Source organism: Algoriphagus mannitolivorans DSM 15301 (genome assembly GCF_000429425.1).
Classification (GTDB): Bacteria; Bacteroidota; Bacteroidia; order Cytophagales; family Cyclobacteriaceae; genus Algoriphagus; species Algoriphagus mannitolivorans.
The window spans coordinates 353,309-377,089 of the sequence record NZ_AUBV01000005.1 but is presented as its reverse complement, the minus strand read 5'-3'; the positions used below and the strand labels follow the sequence as shown (position 1 = coordinate 377,089).

Annotated in this window: 22 protein-coding genes; 12 read left to right on the top strand and 10 right to left on the bottom strand. The window is 42.4% G+C overall.

What is annotated here, in order from left to right:
* Positions 1-355: 355 nt before the first annotated feature.
* From G458_RS0106540 to G458_RS0106525, 4 genes are all read right to left on the bottom strand, one after another.
* Positions 356-2,284, bottom strand: coding sequence for an OmpA family protein (locus G458_RS0106540; RefSeq protein WP_026951198.1), 1,929 nt, complete (start codon positions 2,282-2,284; stop codon positions 356-358).
* Between the two features lie 4 nt (positions 2,285-2,288).
* Complete coding sequence (locus G458_RS0106535; RefSeq protein WP_026951197.1) at positions 2,289-2,915, bottom strand: 7-carboxy-7-deazaguanine synthase QueE; 627 nt, start codon at positions 2,913-2,915, stop codon at positions 2,289-2,291.
* 101 nt (positions 2,916-3,016) lie between these two features.
* Positions 3,017-3,454, bottom strand: a complete 438-nt coding sequence (locus G458_RS0106530; RefSeq protein WP_026951196.1) for a GNAT family N-acetyltransferase — start codon at positions 3,452-3,454, stop codon at positions 3,017-3,019.
* 106 nt (positions 3,455-3,560) lie between these two features.
* A complete protein-coding gene (locus G458_RS0106525) occupies positions 3,561-5,150 on the bottom strand; it encodes an amidohydrolase (protein WP_026951195.1) in 1,590 nt (529 codons plus the stop codon).
* Positions 5,151-5,319: 169 nt separating this feature from the next.
* Here G458_RS0106525 and leuS point away from each other — a divergent pair, with 169 nt between their 5' ends.
* From leuS to G458_RS0106485, 7 genes are all read left to right on the top strand, one after another.
* Positions 5,320-8,094 carry a leucine--tRNA ligase gene (gene leuS / locus G458_RS0106520; protein WP_026951194.1) on the top strand — a complete coding sequence of 925 codons (2,775 nt, stop codon included), beginning with the start codon at positions 5,320-5,322 and terminating at the stop codon, positions 8,092-8,094.
* A 70-nt stretch (positions 8,095-8,164) separates the two neighbouring features.
* Complete coding sequence (locus tag G458_RS0106515; protein ID WP_026951193.1) at positions 8,165-8,566, top strand: HEPN domain-containing protein; 402 nt, start codon at positions 8,165-8,167, stop codon at positions 8,564-8,566.
* 38 nt (positions 8,567-8,604) lie between these two features.
* Positions 8,605-8,850 carry a nucleotidyltransferase domain-containing protein gene (locus tag G458_RS0106510; protein WP_211234620.1) on the top strand — a complete coding sequence of 82 codons (246 nt, stop codon included), beginning with the start codon at positions 8,605-8,607 and terminating at the stop codon, positions 8,848-8,850.
* A gap of 2 nt (positions 8,851-8,852) precedes the next feature.
* Complete coding sequence (locus G458_RS0106505) at positions 8,853-9,881, top strand: glycosyltransferase family 4 protein (RefSeq protein WP_026951191.1); 1,029 nt, start codon at positions 8,853-8,855, stop codon at positions 9,879-9,881.
* A 754-nt stretch (positions 9,882-10,635) separates the two neighbouring features.
* Positions 10,636-11,799 carry a dipeptidase gene (locus G458_RS0106495; protein WP_026951190.1) on the top strand — a complete coding sequence of 388 codons (1,164 nt, stop codon included), beginning with the start codon at positions 10,636-10,638 and terminating at the stop codon, positions 11,797-11,799.
* 3 nt (positions 11,800-11,802) lie between these two features.
* Positions 11,803-12,522, top strand: a complete 720-nt coding sequence (locus G458_RS0106490) for a VIT1/CCC1 transporter family protein (RefSeq protein ID WP_026951189.1) — start codon at positions 11,803-11,805, stop codon at positions 12,520-12,522.
* Positions 12,523-12,525: 3 nt separating this feature from the next.
* Positions 12,526-13,290, top strand: coding sequence for a DUF5995 family protein (locus G458_RS0106485; protein WP_026951188.1), 765 nt, complete (start codon positions 12,526-12,528; stop codon positions 13,288-13,290).
* Positions 13,291-13,335: 45 nt separating this feature from the next.
* Here the strand turns inward: G458_RS0106485 and G458_RS0106480 are convergent, their stop codons facing one another.
* From G458_RS0106480 to G458_RS20305, 3 genes are all read right to left on the bottom strand, one after another.
* Positions 13,336-13,752, bottom strand: coding sequence for a PIN domain-containing protein (locus G458_RS0106480; RefSeq protein ID WP_026951187.1), 417 nt, complete (start codon positions 13,750-13,752; stop codon positions 13,336-13,338).
* Positions 13,749-14,006 carry a DUF6364 family protein gene (locus G458_RS0106475; protein ID WP_026951186.1) on the bottom strand — a complete coding sequence of 86 codons (258 nt, stop codon included), beginning with the start codon at positions 14,004-14,006 and terminating at the stop codon, positions 13,749-13,751. The genes G458_RS0106480 and G458_RS0106475 overlap by 4 nt, the downstream gene beginning before the upstream one ends.
* 82 nt (positions 14,007-14,088) lie before the next feature.
* The gene (locus tag G458_RS20305; protein WP_035467836.1) at positions 14,089-15,189 is read right to left on the bottom strand and encodes a DUF4407 domain-containing protein; all 1,101 of its coding nucleotides are present in this window, start codon (positions 15,187-15,189) and stop codon (positions 14,089-14,091) included.
* A gap of 239 nt (positions 15,190-15,428) precedes the next feature.
* On the opposite strand from G458_RS20305, the gene G458_RS0106465 reads away from it, so the two are divergent.
* On the top strand, positions 15,429-16,082 hold the full coding sequence (locus tag G458_RS0106465) for a GDSL-type esterase/lipase family protein (protein ID WP_026951185.1): 654 nt from the start codon (positions 15,429-15,431) through the stop codon (positions 16,080-16,082).
* On the opposite strand, the gene G458_RS0106460 is transcribed toward G458_RS0106465, so the two are convergent.
* Complete coding sequence (locus G458_RS0106460) at positions 16,075-17,217, bottom strand: bile acid:sodium symporter family protein (RefSeq protein ID WP_245579236.1); 1,143 nt, start codon at positions 17,215-17,217, stop codon at positions 16,075-16,077. The genes G458_RS0106465 and G458_RS0106460 overlap by 8 nt on opposite strands.
* Positions 17,218-17,328: 111 nt before the next feature.
* Here G458_RS0106460 and typA point away from each other — a divergent pair, with 111 nt between their 5' ends.
* Together typA and G458_RS20300 are read left to right on the top strand one after the other, a co-directional pair.
* Positions 17,329-19,134: a translational GTPase TypA gene (typA, locus tag G458_RS0106455; RefSeq protein ID WP_026951183.1), complete on the top strand. Its 1,806-nt coding sequence runs from the start codon at positions 17,329-17,331 to the stop codon at positions 19,132-19,134.
* 132 nt (positions 19,135-19,266) lie between these two features.
* Positions 19,267-20,160, top strand: coding sequence for a hypothetical protein (locus tag G458_RS20300; RefSeq protein ID WP_051287072.1), 894 nt, complete (start codon positions 19,267-19,269; stop codon positions 20,158-20,160).
* 34 nt (positions 20,161-20,194) lie between these two features.
* On the opposite strand, the gene G458_RS0106440 is transcribed toward G458_RS20300, so the two are convergent.
* Positions 20,195-21,181 (bottom strand): aldo/keto reductase, encoded by a 987-nt coding sequence (locus G458_RS0106440; RefSeq protein ID WP_026951182.1) that lies wholly within the window; start codon positions 21,179-21,181, stop codon positions 20,195-20,197.
* A 135-nt stretch (positions 21,182-21,316) separates the two neighbouring features.
* Here G458_RS0106440 and G458_RS0106435 point away from each other — a divergent pair, with 135 nt between their 5' ends.
* Positions 21,317-21,709: a Dabb family protein gene (locus tag G458_RS0106435; protein ID WP_026951181.1), complete on the top strand. Its 393-nt coding sequence runs from the start codon at positions 21,317-21,319 to the stop codon at positions 21,707-21,709.
* A 43-nt stretch (positions 21,710-21,752) separates the two neighbouring features.
* Positions 21,753-23,069, top strand: a complete 1,317-nt coding sequence (locus G458_RS0106430) for a S41 family peptidase (protein WP_026951180.1) — start codon at positions 21,753-21,755, stop codon at positions 23,067-23,069.
* 28 nt (positions 23,070-23,097) lie between these two features.
* On the opposite strand, the gene hisIE is transcribed toward G458_RS0106430, so the two are convergent.
* Complete coding sequence (hisIE, locus tag G458_RS0106425) at positions 23,098-23,700, bottom strand: bifunctional phosphoribosyl-AMP cyclohydrolase/phosphoribosyl-ATP diphosphatase HisIE (protein ID WP_026951179.1); 603 nt, start codon at positions 23,698-23,700, stop codon at positions 23,098-23,100.
* Positions 23,701-23,781 lie beyond the last annotated feature (81 nt).

Below are 23,781 nucleotides of genomic sequence, written 5' to 3'. Positions count from 1 at the left end.
AAAATGTTTATTCTTAAAAACATTGATTTATTGACTGGAATACCCTTTTCACAAAATTAAATTCTGATAACTTATTTGATTTTTGTCAATTGGCTTTTTTGAGTCCGATATATGCGGAATATCAAAATTTTATTCTTTTGAAAAAAAATCATTTTTGAGCAAATTTTATTTGAATGGTCACCGTTCATGGGGGGAAATCATCCGTTAAAATTGCATCCCCAATTTCAAAACAATTCTTTTAAAGAGTATTAAAAATCAGTTTTTTTATAAATAACAGACTTTAATATTGTCTTTTATTTAAAAGAAAAATAATTAAATACCGCTTATATTATAAAACAGAATTTTATATAAGATCTTATAAAACTCTTATAGTTATCCTGCGGTTTAGGGCCTGATTTGCCGGATTGGAATTGGGCACCATAGGTTCTGAATCTCCTTTTCCCTCCACCAAAACTCTTCCTGGATGAAGGCCAGCTTTGACCAAGTAATTCTGGACACTCTTTGCCCGCTGAAGGCTCAGGTTTTTGTTATACGCCGAGCTTCCGATATTATCCGTATGACCGGAGATCATAATGTTCACATTCGGGTTCTCCTGCAAAAATTTATGGAGCCTTTTCAAAGAAGAAAGGGATGCCGGCTGAAGGTCATATTTGTCAAACTCAAAGAATACGTTCTCAAAAACAAACTCCTCTCCTGAAGCCACAGGAGTCAATTCCACTTTGAGATCCTTGACATTTTGAATCTTGTCACGCTCTACATTGTAAATTTTGGGCAAGAAACCTTTTTTCTCCACATATAAGCCTGACACCGCTTTCTCAGGATACAGCATCATAAAATCTCCAGTCTTGCCATCGGACTGAAACTGGTATATCGTGCTGTCATTGGTAAGGGAAACCAAGGATAAAGTCGCATCAACTGGTTTTCCGGTCTTTGCATTAAAGACTTTTCCTTCCGTGACAGTCAGGTTTTCGCCTAGATAGATTTCTTCAGGAAACTTAAACCGATAAAGCAAGGAACGGTCATTTTGACCCTCTGCTCCTTCCTTTGTCAGCTCAGTGTAGTAGGCGTAATCCTTTTGAGCGGTAATAAAAAGTGCGACCTGATCCAGATGATCGTTTATGGGCAATCCCATATTTTCCGGCTTTTGGAATTCCCCATCAACCACCCTAGATAGGAAAATGTCCATTCCTCCAAATCCCTGATGTCCATCCGAAGCGAAAAACAGGATCTCATTATTAAAAAACATGAAAGGTGAAATCTCGTCTTTGGCAGTATTGACCACACTCCCCAGGTTTTTGGCCTCTGACCAGCTTCCGTCCTTCTGTCTTAAAGAATACCAAATATCATTTCCTCCATAACCACCCCTTCTATTGGATGAGAAAAACAACAAGCGACCATCCGCAGACAAAGAGGGCTGAGAGTCCCAAGAGCGGGAATTCACCTTTGGCCCCATATTCGTTGGACGCTGCCAGGTTCCATTGACTTTATAAGCTACATAAAGGTCGCAGCTACCATTTGAATCCGGTGCATCGCAGGAAGTATAGATTAGAATGTTTCCGTCAGCTGTGACGGAGCAGGTTCCTTCATTATAAGGTGAGTTGATCGTTTGAGCGATACTTTGCGGCGGAGTCCATCCATCATCTGCTTTTTTATAGGCGGTGTAAATGTCTTCCTTATCGTAATTGCCCGTCCCGTCTCGCTTAGTGAACAAAATTTGCTCTCCATCTGCAGTTAAGACAGGAAAATACTGGAGCTGGAATTCATTGAGAGGAGAGGGCAATACTTCTTTTTCAATTACCATGACGTCACCCAATTTAGATCCCAAGAAATCCATCTGGGATTTCATTTGGAGATAATACATGGATCGCTTGAAGTCCGGCTCAAAGAGGGCATCCGCTTCTCTAAATTCCCTATATGCTTCGTGAAACTTCCCTTTTTTGAGGTAAAGATTGGAAAATAGCCATCCGTACTCGGCTACATTCTTAGAGGATGCATTTTTCCCTGAAAGTCTGGCCTTTCCCGCCAATCCGATTTTTTCAGCTTCTTCCAGATTGCCCATCGTGATTAGCAACTGGGAGGCTTTTACATAGGCCTCCAGAAATGATCCCTCTCGGGCAATGGCAGCCTTATATTTCTCCAAAGCTTGCCCATATTGCCTGGATTGGGTCAGCTCCTCTCCTTCTTGGTACATTTTGATGGCCCTACTATCAATAATGGAATAGGTCTGTGCATTCGCTACAAAGCCAATTAGGATAAAGCAGATAAGAAGCAGAACAGGGCGCATGGACTTAGGGAATGTCCATAAATTTATGTGTTTGCAGAGATATTTTCCAATTCGGGTGTTTTTTTACGTATTCGACGATTTCTGGAGTAAATCGGGAAGCCTTGCTCCATTCCGGTTGTAGCCTCAATTCGCAAGTAGGCTTAACCAAGTTGGCATGCTCTTCTGCGAAAGCAAAATCAGAAGGATGAAAAACCACCACCTTCAATTCATCTGCTACGGCATAAATGGAAGGATCGGGCTTTTTGAATTTTTTTGGGGAAAAACAAACCCAATCGAAATCCCCCGAAAAAGGATGTGCTCCGGACGTTTCGACATTGGTCGTAAACCCTTTTTCTTTCAAAAGCTTGGTCAAAGGCCCCAATTCATACATCAGAGGCTCCCCTCCTGTGATCACCACGAGTCTTCCGGGGTATTTCAAAGCTTCGTCTACAATTTTCTCAATGGATAAAACCGGCCACTTCCCGGCTTCCCAGCTTTCTTTGACATCACACCAAACGCAACCCACATCACAGCCTCCCAGCCTAATGAAATAAGCGGTTTGTCCAGTAAATCGGCCTTCTCCTTGGATAGTATAAAAAGCTTCCATGACAGGAAGCTGTAGCCCAGCGGCCACTTGTTCTTGGGTAGACATGTAGAATTTTTGGTAAAGCGGGTGATTCCACCGCTGAATGAGGGGCAAAGATAGGATGGTAAAATTGAAAAATTACACGATTGAAAAATTAGGTCCCAATCTTACAAGCGCTTATTCATCACCACACGATAATCCTCCACCCCACCCTTTGGAATAACTTCGATGATTTTAAAACCTCTTTTCAACCCAAAAGTAATCATGGCCGGAAAGCGGTTTCGGGTTTTGAAGAAGACTGATTTAAAACCTTTCTCTTTTGCCCAGTTCTCTTGATAATCTGCCAAGGCCTCGGCAATGCCATGATTTCTGAACTCTGGTCTCACCCCTCCCATCCAGGAATAAAATGTATCCGCATTATCACTTTGGTAACCTACTTTGAATCCAAGTAGCTCTCCATCCCTTTCAGCAACCAAGGCTAAAAAAAGTCGATGTTTCAATCGATCCGTGTAAAATTCCAAAGAAGCCTTTCCGGGGAACTCCGGGATGCGTTCATGCACCCAGAGGAGTTCTTCGGGAAAGGCTTCTCGAATTATGAATTCCATATAATTGAAAGATTTAAATATTGAAAAATTGGAAGATTGCTATCTCACAAGGGTCATAGAAACCTTTGTTTTTGGAAAATTTTTCAATCTTCCAATCTTTAATTTTTCAATTACCCTTCACTGTGGGATACTTCACTCCCAACTGTTCCAAATACGTGTCGTATTTCGTCTCGTCGAAGTAGAATTTCTCCAACTCTGGACGGAATTTTTTCATGATTTCCTCATTCAGATAAATCGGAGGTACGTCCTCCTTAGTGATCATCGGCTTATAAGTCTCTTCCTTGGTTTGGACATTTTTAAAATAGTCCCAAGCTTGACCTACCAATTCTGGCTTTAATAGGAAATCCAAAATTGTCATCGCCTCCGCTTTTGCTCCAGCTGTCACTCCTTTATGGGCGATTGGAGTAGCCATGGCAATCGCATTTGCCCAGTGGTGGCCAGGAAGTCCCGGAATATTGGATGGGAACCTCAAGGTCACGGTCGGCAATACCCAAGAAACGTCTCCGATATCATCAGAGCCTCCGGAACGAAGCTCCAAGGCAGGCCCATCCAAAGTATCAAGTTTCGTCGGAAGACCGACCTCTTTAGATCCCAGTTCTTTTTGCAAAGCTTTGGCTAAGGTTTGGTCATTTTCATCCCATTCCGGCAGACCTACCTTTTTGATATTGCTGTACATGGTTTCAGCAATCACTTTATTAAAGTGTCTTGGCCAGGCAGTGCCCAAAATTTTGGAAGTCATGGTCGTACCAGTCATTAATGCAGCTCCTTTGGCAATATCATTTGCCTGAGCATACATCTCCATGATTCCATCGTATTTCACGTCCCGGAAATAATACCAAATGGAAGCTTGAGAAGGAACCACATTGGGCTGATCACCACCATCTGTGATTACAGAGTGGGATCTTTTCAAAGGATCCAAGTGCTCGCGCTTGTAGTTCCATCCGATATTCATCAGTTCGGTAGCATCTGCGGCACTCTTTCCTCTCCAAGGAGCCCCAGCGGCATGGGCAGCTTCCCCTGCAAAAGTATATTCCACCGAGATCAGCCCAGTTCCGGATGCCTGACCCCAGCTAACGCCAAGGTTATTTCCTACGTGGGTGAAAATGCAGAGATCGATTCCATCAAAAACACCGTCTCTCGCAAACCAAGCCTTGGCAGCTACCAGTTCCTCGGCAATTCCAGGCCAAAGAACCAATGTCCCTCCAATATTTTCACGCTCCATTATCTGCTTAACAGCCAAGGCTGCAGTGATATTCAATGGAATACCGGCATTGTGTCCTTCTCCATGACCGGGAGCACCTTCTACTATAGGCTTGTGGTAGGCTACCCCTGGATATTGAGAAGCTTTTGGAATATTATCCACATCAGATCCCAAGGCGATCACGGGCCCATCTCCATTGCTCCATTTTGCAACCCAAGCTGTTGGAATACCCGAGATCCCACGTTCGATGGAAAACCCATTCTGCTCCAAAATACCCGTGAGGTATTTCGAAGATTCCACTTCCTGAAATCCAAGTTCCGCAAAACTGAAAATCTTGTCCACCATGACCTGGCTTTGCTTATGTTTGTTTTGGACAATCTGCGCGACTTCGGACTTGAGTGCATCAATCTGTTTTTGGCTATACTTCTTTTGAGCGAAAGCCCCTCCAAACAGCAGCCCGCTGAGGGCTAGACTGAGTAGTATTTTTTTTCTCATAAGGTGGTTGGTTAGTCTGGGAAAATACAAAAAACACCGCCAACCCCGAAACAAACTTGATCAATGGCAAATTGGGGGTTTTAGGAGGAATTGGAGATTTGCTTACCAAAGCCGCTTGAATTTTCTATTTTTGCAGGCATTTAGTCAAAAAACCAAGAAAATTTCAATCATGGCGGAATACAATTTCAGGGAAATCGAGCAGAAATGGCAAGGATACTGGAAAAATAAGGGCACCTTCAAAGCTGAAGTAGATCCTTCCAAACCAAAATTTTATTCCCTGGACATGTTCCCATACCCCTCCGGCGCGGGACTTCACGTAGGACATCCCCTGGGATACATCGCTTCAGATATCGTATCCAGATTCAAAATGCTGAAAGGATTCAACGTCCTGCATCCCATGGGCTATGATTCCTTTGGACTACCTGCTGAGCAGTACGCCATCCAAACCGGACAGCATCCCGCCATCACCACCGAGGAAAATATTACCCGCTATACCGAACAGCTGAAAAACATCGGTTTTGCATTCGATTGGGACCGGGAAGTGAGAACCTCAGATCCGGACTACTACAAGTGGACACAGTGGATTTTTATGCAGCTGTTCAACAGCTATTATGATCAAGACGCCGATAAGGCCTTGTCAATTGATTCCTTGGTTTCCCGATTTGAAAAAGAAGGAAACAAGGGTCTGAAAGCTGTTTGTGACGAAGACACCCCAATATTCAGTGCTATAGATTGGAATGCTTTTTCCGAAAAAGCAAAACAGGAAATGCTCCTGAAGTACCGTCTGACTTATTTGGCGGAAACTACTGTCAACTGGTGTGCGGCTCTAGGAACGGTACTTTCCAACGATGAGGTGAAGGATGGATTCTCCGAAAGAGGGGGTCATCCGGTAGAGCGAAAGAAAATGATGCAATGGTCCATGCGGATTACCGCTTATGCAGACCGTTTGCTTCAAGGCTTGGATAAATTGGATTGGTCTGAACCCATCAAAGAAATGCAGCGCAACTGGATCGGGAAATCGATCGGAGCGGAAGTACTTTTTGATGTAAAGGGCTCAGACAAAAAAATCAAAGTATTTACCACCCGAGTAGATACTATCTATGGAGTGACCTATTTGGCCTTGGCTCCTGAATCAGATTTGGCTGCAGAATTGGTCACTGACGATCAGCGAGAAACTGCTGAGGCCTACATTCAGGTAGCCAAAAACCGATCCGAGCGCGAGCGGATGAGCGATGTGAAAACCATTTCCGGCGCATTCACAGGCTCTTTTGCCATCAATCCATTCAACGGAGAAGAAATCCAGATTTGGGTAGCAGACTACGTCCTGGCAGGATACGGAACAGGTGCTGTAATGGCAGTACCTGCTCACGACGAGCGGGATTATAATTTTGCCAAGCACTTTGGATTGGAAATCCGACAAGTCATCGAAGGCTCCATGGAAAACGGGTCCTTTCCCGGCAAAGGCGGTTTGATAATCAACTCAGGATTTATCTCAGGCCTTTACATGAAAGAGGCGATGGCAAAGGCGATTGAATTCTTAGAAGAAAAAGGAATCGGCAAAGGCAAAATCCAATACAGAATGCGGGATGCGATTTTTACCCGTCAGCGCTATTGGGGGGAGCCACTGCCGGTTTATTTCAAAGGCGGATTGCCTTACTTGATGGAGGAAAAAGACCTGCCTCTAGTACTTCCGGAAGTGGACAAGTATTTACCCACCGAAGACGGTGAGCCGCCACTGGGAAGAGCCAAAGACTGGACCTACAAAACCGAAGATGGAGAATATCCTTTGGAGCTCTCTACCATGCCAGGTTGGGCTGGTTCAAGTTGGTACTTCTTCCGGTACATGGACCCGAAAAACAATTCAGTTTTCGCAGACAAAGCTAAAACTGACTATTGGGGAGCCGTGGACTTGTACATTGGAGGCTCGGAGCATGCCACTGGCCATTTGTTGTATTCCCGTTTCTGGACCAAGTTTTTGAATGACATCGGTGCCGTAAGCATTGACGAGCCATTCCAGAAAATGATCAATCAAGGCATGATCCAAGGTCGGTCAAATTTTGTATACAGGATTAAAGGAACCAACACCTTTGTCTCCTATGGATTAAAAGATCAGCATGACACCTCTTCGATGCACGTAGATGTGAATATTGTTCACAACGACCAGTTAAATCTGGAAAAGTTTAAAGCTTGGAGACCGGACTTGGCAAACGCGGAATTTATCCTCGAAGACGGCAAATACATCTGCGGAGCGGAAGTCGAAAAGATGTCCAAATCCAAGTATAATGTAGTCAATCCTGACGACATCATCGAACGCTACGGAGCCGATACACTTCGCTTATACGAGATGTTCTTAGGGCCTTTGGAGCAATTCAAACCTTGGAATACCAATGGAATCGATGGGGTTTATAAGTTCCTGAGAAAGCTTTGGAACCTGTATCATAATGCCAAAGGAGAATTCGCAGTTTCTGACGAAAAAGCCAGCAAGGAAGAATTGAAGGCGCTGCACAAAGCCATCAAAAAGATGGAAGAGGACATGGCCAATCATTCCTTTAATACTTCAGTCTCCAGTTTTATGATTTGCGTCAACGAGCTGACAGCTTTGAAATGCAATAAGAGGGAAGTTCTGGAGCCCTTGGCGGTATTGATCTCTCCTTACGCACCTCATATTGCGGAGGAACTTTGGGCTTTGTTGGGTAATTCCGAATCCATCACCCAAGCGAAATTCCCGGAATTCAAAGAAGAATATTTAGTAGAAAGCAATTTTGAATACCCGGTGATGATCAATGGAAAGATGCGGGCTAAACTCAATCTTCCACTGTCTTTAGCCATCCCGGAAATCGAAAAGGCCGCTATGGCGGATGAGACAGTCCAAAAATGGCTGGAAGGAAAGGCACCTAAAAAGGTGATTATCGTCCCAGGCAAGATTGTGAACTTGGTGGTTTAAAATGGCATAAACACTTAAAAATCAATGGGCCAAGAGAAATTCTTTTGGCCCTTATTTTTTAAATTGAATTATGAATGAAAAATTTGAAGATATAGAAAAGATCATTCAGTTTTGGAAAGAGTCTTCTGATCAGGACTATAAGACCATGCAGAACCTATTTAAATCAAAGGATTTTAGTTGGGGATTATTCATCGGACATTTGGTTCTAGAAAAACTTTTGAAAGCCCTCTATGTCAAAGACAATCAAAAAAATGCTCTTTTTACCCATGACCTTTTGAGACTAGCTGACAAATGCAATTTTTCACTCGATGAAACCCAAAAAGATTGGTTAGATCAAATCTCTACATTTAATCTAAATGCCCGATATGACAGTTATAAAAGAGAATTTTATAAACTTTGCACCAAAGAATTTTCGTTCCTTTGGAAAGAACGAATCGAAACGCTAAGGCTATGGTTAATTCAGAAATTCTAAAGAACGTAAAGAGTTTTCTAACCTTAATCCCTGAAAACTTGGGATTAAGAGAAGCCTACCTTTTTGGCTCTTATGCTAAAGGTCTTGAGAAAGAATCTAGCGATGTAGATGTGGCCTTGGTCTTTGACCGAATGGATGATTTTTTTCAAACTCAGCAGGCCCTCAGAAAACTTAGAAGAAAAATAGATCTGAGAATCGAACCACATCCTCTTAATTCAGAGGACTTCAATTCTCAAAACCCTTTTGCAAAAGAAATCAAGGAAACAGGGATTTTGATCGGTTGAATGTGATCCTCTACACCTTCCCCGTCCTCACCGCATTTATCGACCGTGACCTAGAAATGATCAGTCCCGCGGCTAAAATCAAGCCTTTGGAGTTTACCCAAAGCCCGATCAAACTTCCATTTTACTTTATTCTTCAATTTTTTCAATTGCTCTGGTTTCTACCTCGCACCAGTCAATACCTCTGTTTTTTTGGAGGATATCATAGTGTGCTTCCTGTTTGGTTTGGGAAAGTTTTTGGAAAAAAGTGCACCATCCAGGCGGGCGGAATGGACTGCATCAATATGCCTGAAATCGGATATGGGAATTTCCGAAAGAAATGGTTGAGAAAAGCCACGATTTATTCTTTCAAAAACTGCACTTTGATTTTGCCTGTGGCAGAAGCTTTGGTAAAGCAGGACTATACTTATGATCCTCAAATCAATCCCAAGCAAGGCTTATTTAATCTGATTCCCGATTTGAAAACCCCAATAAGAGTCATTCCAAATGGTTTTGACACCGATTTTTGGAGGGATTTGGGCACAGAACGAAAGCCTTTCAGCTTTATCTCTGTTGCAACTGGCACATCCAATTCCTCCAGAGCTATTGTCAAAGGATATGACTTAATTGAAAAATTGGCCGCAGCACATCCAAACTGGGATTTCACTTTGGTTGGAGACTCCTTTTTTTCTAGCTCAAACACCAATATTTCTGTTTTGGGAAAAATGTCTCCCCAGCAGCTTCGGGACTTGTACAATTCACACCAATTCTATCTGCAGCTTTCTACTTCTGAGGGATTTCCAAATGCTCTGGGCGAGGCCATGTCTTGTGGTTGCATCCCAATCGGTTCGGCTGTTGGAGCAATTCCGGAGATTATCGGGGATGTGGGAAAAATTCTTCATCAAAAAAACATACTTGAGCTGGAGCAATTGGTCGAGGAACTTAAGAGTTCTCCTCTTGAGGAGCTTTCGAAGCAAGCCAGGGAACGCATCATAAGCCGATTTTCCTTTTCAGAAAGGCAGCAACTTTTAATAGATTCCCTTGGATTGGTATAGACTCATGGTACAACTATCCCAAACAATCCATTCCAACGTAGTGGGGACTGACTGAAAAATCACTTTACCAATTATTCCAAAAGTCTTTTTATAAGAGACTTATCGCAAAAAACATCATTTCATTAGTGATGAATTACTTTTAGCCATCTTTCAAAAAAATGGTAATTCGAAATAAATGGGAAGATTTTTCACTTTTCAGACCAAAAATCAGAATCTTCTAATTTTCAGATAATTCAGATTACGGAAACCGATTTCCTGATTTTTTACAAAATTTTGACCTAAATCAAAGAATTTTTAAACCAGTTTTTGAACTTTTGACAAAAGAGTGAAAACAAAAGGCCAAAAAAAAGGGAGCCTTTTTAAAATTAGGCTCCCAGTCAGGGTTTATTGTTAATGGATTAAAACCATATAAACTTTGGCAAAGTGCTGGATTAAGCAATTTTTTGTTTGCAAAAGTTTCTTAAACCTATAAAAAGCATCCAGAAATTCAAAATTTCCGAAAAATATTTTCAAAATATTTTTCATCAACCCAATCTTGCCCAATGAATTCACAACGGAATCCACGGATTTAAACTTCACTCCTTCTATGGCTCGATAGAATTCCCAAGCAGCAAATCCATTACCTAGTCAAAAAAATGAACTATCCTTTAGCATTCAAGATAGTATATCAAGTGTCAATCCTTAAAAATGGTCATCAATTTTAGAAAATCTTTCCTATGATTTTTAACTATCTTAAGTGGCAAAACCCCGGCCCATGAAAAAGTTTTTTCTCTTTCTGGGAATTTTGTTCGTCGTCTATCTTATAGGCATAAACACAGTTCCGCAGTATATCGAAACTCAAAGAAATCCAGTAAAAAGTCCTGCTCCGTACCACGTCTCTCCTGAAGCCCAGGCACTCTACGACCGTTTGGATTTCATCAGCGACCTTCATTGTGACGCGCTTCTTTGGGGGAGAAATCTCAACAAAAGAGGTGATCGGGGACATGTGGATTTCCCAAGAATGCGGGAAGCCAAGGTTGCTCTTGAAATGTTCACCATTGTCTCCAAATCCCCTGCTGGACAGAATATGAAAAGTAATAGCGAGGATACTTTTGACAATATCACTCCGCTTACTATTGCCAAAGGAGATGGGCCTTGGAATTGGTTTAGTCTGATTAACCGTACCCTGACCCAAAGTGAAGCCCTTGCCCAGTTTGTTGAGAACGAAGGAGGGAAGGCGATTTTTGTCAAGTCAAAATCTGATTTGGAGAAGCTTCTAGAAGCAAGAAAAACCGATAAAGAGGTAATTGGCGCCATGCTGGGAATTGAGGGAGGACATGCTCTGGAAGCTTCTTTAGAAAACTTGGAAAAAGTATATGCTGCCGGTGTGAGGATGATCGGACCCACCCACTTTTTTGACAATGAATTTGGAGGATCTGCCCACGGAGAAAATGGCGAAGGGTTGACTGAATTCGGGAAATCTGCCGTTCGAAAAATGAATGAATTGGGAATTTTTATAGACTTAGCCCACTCCTCTCCGGCAATCGTAGAGGATGTCCTAAATCTTAGCTCGGAACCGGTCATTGTGTCTCACACTGGTGTCAGAGCTGTTTTAGATTCTCAGAGAAATCTCAGTGATGCTCAAATCCAAAAAATTGCGGCTAAGGGTGGAATTATTGGAATAGCTTTTTTTGATATGGCCGTTGGAGAACCCGAACTCCCCAACATCATTGCTTCGATCAAGCATGTCAGGGATTTGGTCGGAGTAGAGTATGTTGCCTTAGGTTCAGATTATGATGGTTCCGTTGCCGTTCCTTTCGACATCACAGGTCTGCCTCTCATTGTAGAAGGATTGATGAATATCGGCTTTTCTGAAGAAGAGATCCGAGCTGTAATGGGAGAGAATGTGAAACGCTTCTTTTTGACCAATCTCCGTTAATCCATGGAAAATACGTTACACCAGCCAACCACCAAATTCGGAAAGTTGCAAGAATACCTTCGTGAATTCGTTTATGGAGGAATTGATGGGGCGGTCACCACCTTTGCAGTTGTGGCCGGAGGTTATGGGGCAAATTTGGACCCCGGAATTTTGATCATCCTGGGCTTTGCCAACCTTCTGGCGGACGGTTTTTCCATGTCAGTCGGCGCCTACCTGTCTGCGAAAAGTGAACGGGATAACTTTGACAAGCACGAGAAGATTGAATACTGGGAAATCGAAAATCTCCCAGAAATCGAACGGGAGGAAATCGCCGAAATCTACCGGGAAAAGGGGTTTCAGGGAGAGCTTTTGGATCAAATTGTGGATCATATTTGCTCGGACAAGGACCTTTGGGTGGCTGAGATGATGAAAGATGAATTAGGCATGATGAAGGAAAATAAAAGCCCATTAAAAATTGGCTTAGCAACCCTGATCTCTTTTATTATGGTAGGCTTTATTCCCTTAATGGTGTATCTGTGGAATTTTTTCTTTCCGATGGAAATCAATTCCTTCTTCTGGACCAGCGTCCTGACCGGCTTAGCATTTTTGATCGTCGGGTGGCTAAAAGGAATTGTCAACCAAACCTCTGCCCTGAGGAGTATTTTGGAGACGGTAGCACTTGGTCTTTTGGCAGCGGTGGTGGCCTATTATGTAGGAGATGTATTAGAAAGCTTTTTCAAATAATAAATGGAGACAATTGATGAGGTCCTGGGCAAAATGGATCAGATAGTAAAAGAATGTAAATCAACCCAATGTAGAATTGGATACTTTGGAATTCTCTATCGACAAGTGACCCGAAGAATTAAGCAAGGGATTCTAAATGGAGAATTTGAGGACAATCCTCGAATGGAGAAGTTGGATGTGCTTTTTGCCAAACGATTTATAGATGCCTATGAATTATGGAAGGCGGGGAAAACCCCAACTGAAAGCTGGAAATTAGCCTTTGAAGCCAGTGAAAGCTCCAAACATTTGGTACTCCAGCATTTGTTTTTGGGAATCAACGCCCACATCAATCTGGACTTGGGTATCGCGGCATCTGAAACCATGTCCGGACAAAGCTTGGAGGGCATAAAGGCAGATTTTAACCAGATCAACTCAATTCTGTCTGAATTGGTGGATGGAGTCAAATCCAATATCAGCAAGGTCTCTCCTATTTTCGGATGGCTCATTCCTTTAGCAAAGGGACGGGATGAGTTGCTATTAAACTTTTCAATTCAGATCGCGCGGGATGGAGCTTGGAAATATGCGGGGGAGTACCATGCCGATGCCAACAAAGACTTTCAGATTCAGGATCGGGATAAAAACATTTCTGCTTTGGCTAAAAAGCTGATTAATCCGGGTAAAATCTTGGCCTTTCTGATAAAAGCTGTTGGATTAGCAGAGTGGAAATCTGTAAGCAAGACAATGGATCAGCTGGATCAGGTTACTACAAAAACTCTCCATGAGTGTTGAACTAACCCACCAAGGGTTTTGAACCCTTGGTGGGTTAGTTGAGGATCAAAACACAACCTCATCCAGAAACTTCCGACAGTCATAGATTGGGATTTTTGAAAAATAGAAGCCTTTCGGGTCTTCAGTGATGATCGCCTCACATTCATGTTTTAGAGCCGAATAGTACTCCAAACCATCCTCAAAATCCAGTATTCTTGGATTGGAAATTGCGTTTGACACAGTATCAGTATTCACAGTCGAAACTTGGAGCCTAGAGGAGAGTATTTGTAATTTTTGCTTGGCTTGAATTGTTCCACTCTTTTTCTCGGCAAAATAAAATGCGATCGCCAAACAAATTGGACTAGTGAAAAGCTGAAATTTAACCTGATCAGCCAAGCTTAAAATCCTAGCCGAATAGGGAAAAAGTGGATACACTTTATTCAAGACGGACACCAGCACATTTGCATCCAGAAACACCCTCATTTTTTGCGCTCAAAAAAGTCATCCTTCATTTCCGTTCGACTGGAAGATGCTCGCTTATATTCTATCTCGCCCTCGGCCACCATAGTGACCCAATCCGCAACAGGAAGCTCTTCCAAAGATTTGAAATTTTTAGAAGTCATTTGATCATACAAAAACTCAGTCAATCGGGAAAGACTGATATTATTTTTCTCAGCAAAATCCTTGGCTCTGTCGATAATTTCTTTGTTGAAAGACAAAGTGATCTTGGCATCCATAACTAATAGATTCTTTAGTATGTCGTAAAGAAAATTAATTCTACACGTACTTCAAAATAACTCCCTGATATTCAAGTCTATTTTAGTCCCACTCAGCCAGTTCCCGATCAGTTTCGGCCCGGTTCTTCCGATTGGTTTTCTCTTTGTTCAATTCGTTGGCATAAAAATGCGTTCCCTGAAAATAATCTACTCTTGCCTCGGATTCGCCTTTGGCAAAAGTCCATTTTTCTCCTTTAAACAACTTGATTTTTTCCTCATGCAACTCCAATAACTCATCATAGGGACCTCGGTTGGAGATCAACTTGACGAAAATCGGCGCTGTCTCAATTGCTATAAACAATAGCATGATAAAAATATTGGCAGTAGCCATCGCCTGACTCTCTTCGGTCAAAGTTGCCAAACCTTCCATTCGGGCCGCCAAACCGTCAAATCCTTCAATGCCGGGTTGCTGCTTTTCAAACTCAGCCTGACGCAGGGCCATAAACTCCCGGATTTGGGCCTCGATCGTATCGATTCTGATTTGATTTCTTTTTCTCAAATCCTCCAAAGTGAGCTGGGCGGCATCCAACTGTTGCTCCTTCTTTTTGGCATTGGTTCCCAAACCCACAATTCCACTCGTCCCAGAGGTCTTTTCTCCAAATCGCTCCGCATCATACTCCTTTTGGAGCTGATCCCGAAATCCCTCTGCCTGAGAGACCTCCGCTTTTAAGGAATCAATTTTGGCTTCCAATTCCTGAATCTCCGGGAATCCCTTTGCAAGATTGGCTTTGGACTGAGCGATAAATTCTGTCTTTTTCTCGTCCAACTTTCGATTGATTTCCCTCTCAAACATTTTTAGCTCAAGTGGCTTTGAAATGACCAAAGCCAACAAAACCGCCAATACCAATCTCGGAATCGCCAGCTTCCATTCTGCCCATGCACTTTCTTTTTTTCGCATGCTGGATACGATAAACCTGTCCAGATTAAAAATCATCAGTCCCCATAAGAGACCGAACAAAACTGCCGGAACCAAATCCTGAAAAACTGTGTACAGGGCATATCCTGCTGCAATCGCCGCTAGGACTCCTGTGAAAAACACTGTGGCCCCAATCCCTATATATTTATTGGATTCTGTCGGTGTTCTTTTCAGGATGGCAAAATTGGCTCCACTACAAAACCAAAAGAATTGGACAATACGATTCATGGCAAGGGGATTAATTGATTGGTAGATATATAGCTAACGCTAAAATCTCTCCAAGAGAATTAACAAGCTTGCTTAATTCCTAAATATGTGACGAAAAGGGCCCTTTCAGGGGCGAAAATTGCATTTTTGAAAAACACCTATCCTCCTTGGGACAAAATTTCAAAATGTTCGGGATGTACGGATTCGACCAACATCTGAACGGTTTTGGTTCAGGGAAAAATAAAACTATGTTTAGGCCTATGAAAAATCGTCTTTTCCTTTCCATTCTCCTTTTCGGAGCTTTCTGCATTCAGACATTCGCTCAAGGGATTCCTTTCGAAAATGAAGTTCGTCAGCTTTCTGCCCGATATGATAGTTTGGGTTGGACACAAGGGGCCACAGTTTTTACCGGCAGCTCGACCATCCGGATGTGGAATAACCTTCAAGAGACTTTTCCAACAGAAAATTTGATCAATACTGGTTTTGGGGGTTCAAAGGCTTCAGATTTGGAGAGACATCTTTTCCCCTTAGTGATTAAGTTCGAACCTTCCAGGGTATTTATTTATGAAGGTGATAATGACCTGTGGGCGGATGTACCGGTTTCTGAAATTCTTCAGAGTTTGGATAACATTGTCACCAGAATCCATCTGGTCAATCCCAATGTGAAAGTTTACTTGATCGGCGCAAAGCCAAGTCCCTCGCGCTGGACCAAAAAAGACAACTATATGATTTTTAATCAAATGCTCAAAGAATATTGTCAAACCAAGGAGGAGGTTGAGTTTGTGGACACCTGGCAAGCCCTTACGGATGCAGCAGGAAATCCGAGACCTGAATTATATATTCAAGACATGCTCCATTTGAACGCCGAAGGGTATAAGGTTTGGGAAGGGATTTTTAAATCTATTCTTAGGTGACTTTAGTAGATTTTATTCTGGGCTTTTTCTTGCTCCAAAAAGTGGCCAAAATCGACCCAGTCACATTCTGCATCGGACCAAAAACGGCAGGGGCTAGGCCTACAGTAACTAGTTTTCCCAAGGATTGAGATAGACCTGAAGCTAGTCCTGCATTTTGCATGCCTACTTCTATGGCCAAAGTTCTGGCATCCTGCTCAGTCAATCCCAAAAGCCGCGAAGTCCCATAGCCGACACCATAGCCAAGACTGTTATGCAGTAAGACCAAAATCACCAACAATGGGCCAATTTGAAGCAGCCCGTCCCGACCAGCTGCAGTAATGACCAAAATGATCAAGGCAATCCCAATCATAGACAGAATAGGCAAAATCCGGTCAATCCATTTTCCATTTTTCCCCACTATCTGGTGAACAATTAAACCTGCACCAACCGGAAGAATGATGATTTTGAAAATGTCCCACATCATTTTCAGCAAGTCGATTTCAATAAATTCTCCCGCCAGAAGCTTCATCAACAAAGGGGTCATCAATGGAGCCAATAAGGTAGAAATTGTAGTCAAGGTCACAGAAAGTGCCACATTTGCCCTTGCGAGGTAGGCCATGACATTTGAAGCTGTTCCACTGGGGGAACAACCTACCAAAATAATCCCAGCAGCGACTTCAGGTTCTAGGCCACTGAAGTTTGCAAGGAGAAAACCCATAAGGGGCATAATAGAAAACTGAGCAACAATACCGATTCCTACAGATTTTGGGTTTTGAGCTACAGCAGAAAAATCCTTCCAACTCAAAGTTGCCCCCATTCCGAACATGATCAATTGAATGAGAGGGTTGATCAATTGGGTAAGCTTAAATCCTCTGATTTCCTGAAAATATTGGGGGAAAAACATAGCCAAAGCCACGACGCCTAAAATTGAAACCGGAAAACTAAAAGCCTTCAACTCGGATTTTGAGCGCAGGCCAATTGCCAATGCAAACCAAAATAGCACGAAAGCATAACCTGAGACTTCAATTCCTGAGGTAAAAACTAGTCCAATCCAAATTATTAAAAGAATCAGGGGGATCTGAAAAGCAAGTCTTGACATTTTTGGCTGGATATGATGAAATAAAAAAGCACCTTTTTCTTTTCTCTTACAAGCCATGATTTATCCAACCAGTTGACGAAAGGCTATTTACAAAATCAGAAACTTCACGGGGCGATAACCTTACTCCCAAATTAAATTCGTACTTTTGCGCCTTCAATAAGGCAAACCATGCAGAATATTCGGAATATCGCGATCATCGCTCACGTTGACCACGGTAAAACAACCTTAGTGGATAAGATCATCCACGCCTCAAAAATCTTCAGAGAAAACCAGCAATTCGACGATCTGATTCTGGACAACAACGATTTGGAACGTGAAAGAGGGATTACCATCCTTTCCAAAAATGTTTCCGTTCGCTACAAGGACACAAAAATCAACATCATCGATACTCCAGGTCACGCAGACTTCGGGGGTGAAGTAGAACGTGTATTGAAGATGGCTGATGGGGTAATTCTTTTGGTGGATGCTTTCGAGGGTCCTATGCCTCAGACCCGATTTGTTTTGGGAAAAGCACTTGCACTTGGACTGACTCCAATTGTAGTTGTCAATAAAGTTGATAAAGAAAACTGTCGCCCTGACGAAGTTCACGAGGCTGTATTTGAACTGATGTTCAACTTGGACGCTACCGAAGAGCAGTTGGAATTCCACACCCTTTATGGTTCCGCCAAGCAAAACTGGATGGGTCCTGACTGGAAAAATCCTACCGACTCCATCCTTCCACTTTTGGACGCTATTTTGGAGCATATTCCAGCTCCGAAAATTTCTGAAGGAACTCTTCAAATGCAAATCACCTCTTTGGACTATTCCAACTTCGTAGGTCGAATTGCCATTGGTAGAATCGCAAGAGGATCCATCTCAGAAAATCAGCAAATCGCCCTCTGCAAAGCTGATGGATCCATCAAAAAAATGAGAGTAAAAGAACTTCATACCTTTGAAGGTCTTGGAAAAAATAAAGTGCAAACCGTAGTTGCCGGAGATATTTGTGCAGTCACGGGTATAGAAGATTTCGAAATCGGTGATACTATCGCTGATGTAGAAAATCCTGAGCCACTTCCTCGTATCTCCATTGATGAGCCTACGATGAATATGCTCTTTACTATCAACAACTCTCCTTTCTTCGGCAAAGAAGGAAAATTTGTGACTTCCCGTCACTTGAGAGACCGATTGATGAAAGAAACTGAGAAAAACCTTGCGCTTCGTGTAGAGCCAACAGATTCTGAAGATAGATTTTTGGTTTACGGTAGAGGTATTCTTCACTTGTCGGTTTTGATCGAGACGATGAGAAGAGAAGGATATGAGCTTCAGGTAGGACAGCCTCAGGTAATTTTCAAGGAAATCGACGGAGTAAAGTGCGAGCCGATTGAAACCCTAGTGGTAGACGTTCCTCAGGAGACTGCCGGAAAAGTAATCGAATTGGCTACCCAGAGAAAAGGTGAGCTTTTGGTTATGGAGCCAAAAGGCGATTTGCAGCACTTGGAATTTAAGATTCCTTCCAGAGGTTTGATCGGCTTGAGAAACAACGTGCTTACTGCTACTCAGGGTGAAGCGATCATGAACCATAGATTTACTGCCTACGAACCATTCAAAGGCCCAATCCCAGGAAGAATCAACGGATCTTTGATTTCCATGGAAGGCGGTCAGTGTACGGCCTATGCAATTGACAAGCTTCAGGATCGCGGAATTTTCTTCATCGAGCCAGGTGATGAACTTTACACTGGTCAAGTAATCGGAGAACACTCCAGAGACAATGACTTGGTGGTAAACGTGCAGAAAGGTAAGAAATTGACCAACATGCGTGCTTCCGGCTCTGATGACAACGTAAGAATCGCTCCTCCAAAAAGATTCTCTCTGGAAGAATCCATGGAATACATCCAAAAGGACGAGTACTTGGAAATCACTCCAAAGTCCATCCGAATGAGAAAAATCTATCTGGACGAAAATGAAAGATCCAGAATGGCTAAAAAAGAAGATTAATCTTCCTACTTAGTTCCCAATATTTCCAAATCCTCCTGAGCCAGACTTGAGAGGATTTTTTTATGAAAAAGAGAAAATTTAAAAAACCCATTTTTCACATTTCCGTTCAAAAACTAAAACCAATTTTATTTTATGAAAAAAATCTTTTTTACCCTTTTAGCAGTGGTTGGACTTACCTCTGTCTCTTTCGCTCAAAAAACTTCTGATCTTCTCCATTCCCTGGATGGCCCTATGGAGGTGCAAGTAGTAGAAGTTGGATTCAACACGATCAAATACACCTTCCCCAATGAGAAAACTATATATTCCATCAGTAAACACCAGGTTTCCAAGATTGAGTTTGCCAGTGGAAGAGAGGAAGTCTATGAGAGCCCATTTAAGCCGGTAAAAGGCCTTGATGATTGGGAAAATGTCTATATCACTTACATCGCAGAAGATGTTGCCGGCCTAAATCCACAGGGAGAGCTTTTCAGTAAAGCCACTGGGGTGACCAGCCTGTCCAGCATCAATAATGTCAAGAACAGAGCCTTAGACAAACTGAAAGCAGAAGCATCCATGCTTGGGGCCAATATCGTCTATATCGGAGATGTGTACCAGAGAGGAAATACGTTTGGAGGTCAAAATCAAGCCGGTTCCTCCACACAGACCACTTTTTCAGGAATGGGCTACAGCAGCCAACCCTATAACCCAGAAGCCATCAAAAATTACCTTTCGGGGAAAACGCTCCATCATTTCCAAACCCATAGGTTAAACCGTAATTCCTGGAGCCCTTCTCGTGAAATTGTCACCAAATACGATAATAATAGGAAGCCTGAAGTCTTTGAATTCGAGGAAATCACCGAGAGAAAAGATGGAGTCTATGTCAAAACTCCGTTCATCTCCTCCAAAGAAAAAGAATTGAAAGTTATCCGAGCTGATGAGAACATTATCATCCTTATGGAACGAAACGACAAAGTGATCACCAATTATGTATTGATCACCAATGAGCACAATTATTTCAAAACAGTTCAGAACCGAATTGTACTTTAAAACCAAAGGCTCTGAAAAATCAGAGCCTTTATTTTTACCATTGAAAATGGACCTCTTCTTTGATATATTTTTCATAAACTCTGGCAGCCTCCTGCATTTGAAATTGGCTTAAAGGAGGAAGCTCAGCAGCACGTACATTTTTTTCTACCTGAGCGGAAGAAGAAGCTCCCGGAATCACGGTTCCAATTTGCTTAAACATCAAAATCCACCTCAGCGCCTGAGCGGCTAAATCATTTCCACCCGAAAATCCATCCTTCAATTGCTCCACCGCAGGCAATGCCTTCTCCAAGGGAACTCCGGAGAAGGTTTCACCTTTGTCAAAGGCCTTTCCATCCCGGTTGAAATGACGATGATCATCCTTGGGAAAAGAAGTCTCTGCAGTAATCTTACCTGTCAGTAATCCGCTAGCCAAAGGCACTCTGGCAATCAATCCTACATGATTCACTTCGGAATGATTGAAAAGGTGTTCGGCAGGCTTTTGTCTGAATAAATTAAAAATCACCTGAATGGTCGAGACAATCTCGTATTTCATAGAAGTTAGGGCCTCCGTGATTTTCTCTACACTTACGCCCATAGCCGCGATTTTACCCTCCTTTTTCAAGTCTTCAAAAAGCCCAAAAATATCCTCTCGCTCATACACTGGACTTGGAGGACAATGGAGCTGAACCAAATCCAGTCGATCCAACCCTGTATTCCGAAGGCTATCTTCCACATACCGTCTTAATCGCTCTACGGTATATCCTTCGGCAAAATGAGGCTGAATTCTTCGCCCACACTTGGTTGCAACATAGATTTTCTCGCTTCGTTCCCGAACCGCTCTCCCAACAGCTGCTTCACTTTGGCCACCATCATAGACATCTGCAGTATCTACAAAATTGATCCCTTGGTCAAAAGCAGTATGAAGAATCTCTTCAGCTTTTTTTGGATCAAAAGCTTTTCCCCATCCTCCACCAACTTGCCAAGTCCCCAATCCTATTTCGGAAACTTGCCACTCTGTTTTTCCTAGCGTTCGATAATTCATCAAATCAATATTTGGGTTTCTGTCAAACTTTATTAGGCTAACCTTCTCCTAATTAGAAAAGCAATTTAAATTTTTATCTTTAAACCCCTTCTACAAACAGAAGCGGTTTTCCCAAAAACGGACAATTTCAACCCGATGACATCTAGAAGAACCTTTATCAAAACTGTCGGTCTGGCGAGTGCCAGCGCCGCTATTTCATTACCCATAACCTTATCTGCTATGCCAGCACAAAAAATGATTCATCAAGTTTATTTTTATCTACACAATGATTCCGATGTAAAGGAATTTATGACTGACGCCACTCCAATGCTGGGTCGGTGCAAGGATGTAGCCAACTTTATTCAAGGAGTACCAGCAGCAACCGAAAAAAGAGATGTGGTGGATCATAGCTTCCATGTATCTTGCACCTTATTTTTCGATTCTTTAGAAGCTCAGGCATCCTATCAAACAGATCCTCTTCATCTGGAGTTTATCGAAAAATACTCCCACATGTGGAAAACAGTAAAGGTTTACGATATCGCCATTTAAACCATACGAGGTAGAAAGTTCGTTCTTATAATAAAATTAATCTATGAAAAAGCTCAATTGGTTATTAGCATTGTTGGTTGTGGGGTTTTGGGCATGTAATGAGGAGGCTCCAGCGCCCGTGGATCCTAGCCAAGAAGTAAAAAAAGCCATTTTCGAAACGATGAGAGAATGGTACTTCTGGAATTTGGAAATGCCTCAATCAGTAAAATATGAGGAGTATGCAGACAATGAATCCCTCTTAAACGCCATTATTTACAAGCCACTCGACCGTTTTTCTTACCTGACTACTCAGGAGAGTTTCAATAATGCTTTTGTGGGAATCAATGCCGGTCATGGCTTTGGTTTTGGCTTTACTGCTGATGAGAAACTTTACCTCACTTACGTCTTTGACGAAGCTCCGGCAGGAAAAGACGGATGGCAAAGAGGTTGGGAAATCATCCAGATCAATGGTCAGCCGATCTCCAGCTACAAGACTAGCAGCGGAGGGTATGATTTCAAATTAGGAGCCTCTACTCCTGGTATTTCAAACACCTTTACCTTCAGACTTCCTGATGGATCTACAACTACGCGAACAAACGTAAAAGCTGAATACCAAAGCAATTCTGTATTGACAAGAAAAGTCTTTGAAGAATCAGGCAAAAAAATCGGCTATTGGGCTTACCAAAGTTTTAAAGCCACTGCTGGACTTTCTCCTACCAGAAGTAATGAGGTACAAAGCTCCATGGAATTTTTCCAAAACCAGGGGATTACAGACCTGATCATAGATTTAAGGTATAATGGCGGAGGCTCCGTGGCGGTGGCAGAACAGATTCTGAATTATATCATTCCAAGCGCCCACAATGGAAAAGTCATGTACACCAACAAGCTCAATTCATTGAAATTTAGCCTTAACACGACTAAAAACTACACCAAAAACGGGACCATCGCTTTGTCCAAAATCATCTTCATTACCTCCAGAGGTTCTGCTTCAGCTTCCGAACTTATCATCAACAGCTTAAGTCCTTACATGGAAGTGGTATTGATCGGAGATAACACATTTGGTAAACCTGTCGGCTCTTTCCCTCTTTCATCCTACAACAGGATCCTTCAAAACAATAAGGTAGAGGTTGTGCCGATCACCTTTGCCATTGCAAACTCCGAAGGAAAAGCTGAATATTTCGATGGATTCCCTGCAAATTTCAAGGTGGGTGATTCACCTCAATTCAACTGGGGAGATAAGCGAGATCTTCGCCTGGGAGCTGCAATCCAGTACATCACTACCGGAAATGTGGGTGCAAGAATGATGGACACTTACTATAAACCAAAATGGGAGATGATCGATGCCTTCGAAGGGCTTCAGAAAGAATTCCCAGCATATTAAAAGAAAAAGCCCGTCACCGGGCTTTTTTTTATTTTTGATGTCTTTGGATCAACACCTCCATCACCTCATCCAACTCATAGCCTTTGGCTTCCAGCAAAACCAAATAGTGGAATAATAAATCTGCAGCTTCCCCGAGAAAAAGCTCTTTATTATCATCCTTGGCTTCAATCACAATTTCCACAGCTTCCTCTCCCACTTTTTGGGCAATCTTATTGATCCCTTTGGCGAAAAGAGAGGCCGTATAGGATTGGTCTGAGGGGTTGTTTTTTCTATCCTTAATGATTGCCCGAAGCTGATCGATAAATACTGTTTTGGAGGAATTCACTTCATTCCAGCAAGTATCTGCCCCCGTATGACAAACTGGACCCTTGGGATTGGCTTTGATCAAAATCGAATCTCCATCACAATCTCCTGCAATAGAAACAGCCTCCAAAAAATTTCCGGATGTCTCTCCCTTGGTCCAAAGTCGTTCTTTACTTCTACTGAAAAAAGTAACCATCCCAGTATCCTGAGTTTTGGCCAAAGCCTCCTCATTCATATAGCCTTGCATAAGCACTTTGCCACTCAAAGCATCCTGGACAATAGCAGGGATGAGCCCGTTCATTTTCGTGAAATCGATATTCATCGTTATTCTAATTTTCAATCCTTTGTAATACAAGAAGATAGCTGCGCAGATAGTTTAAAAGATAAGGTTTAAGCCAAGATTTTTAGA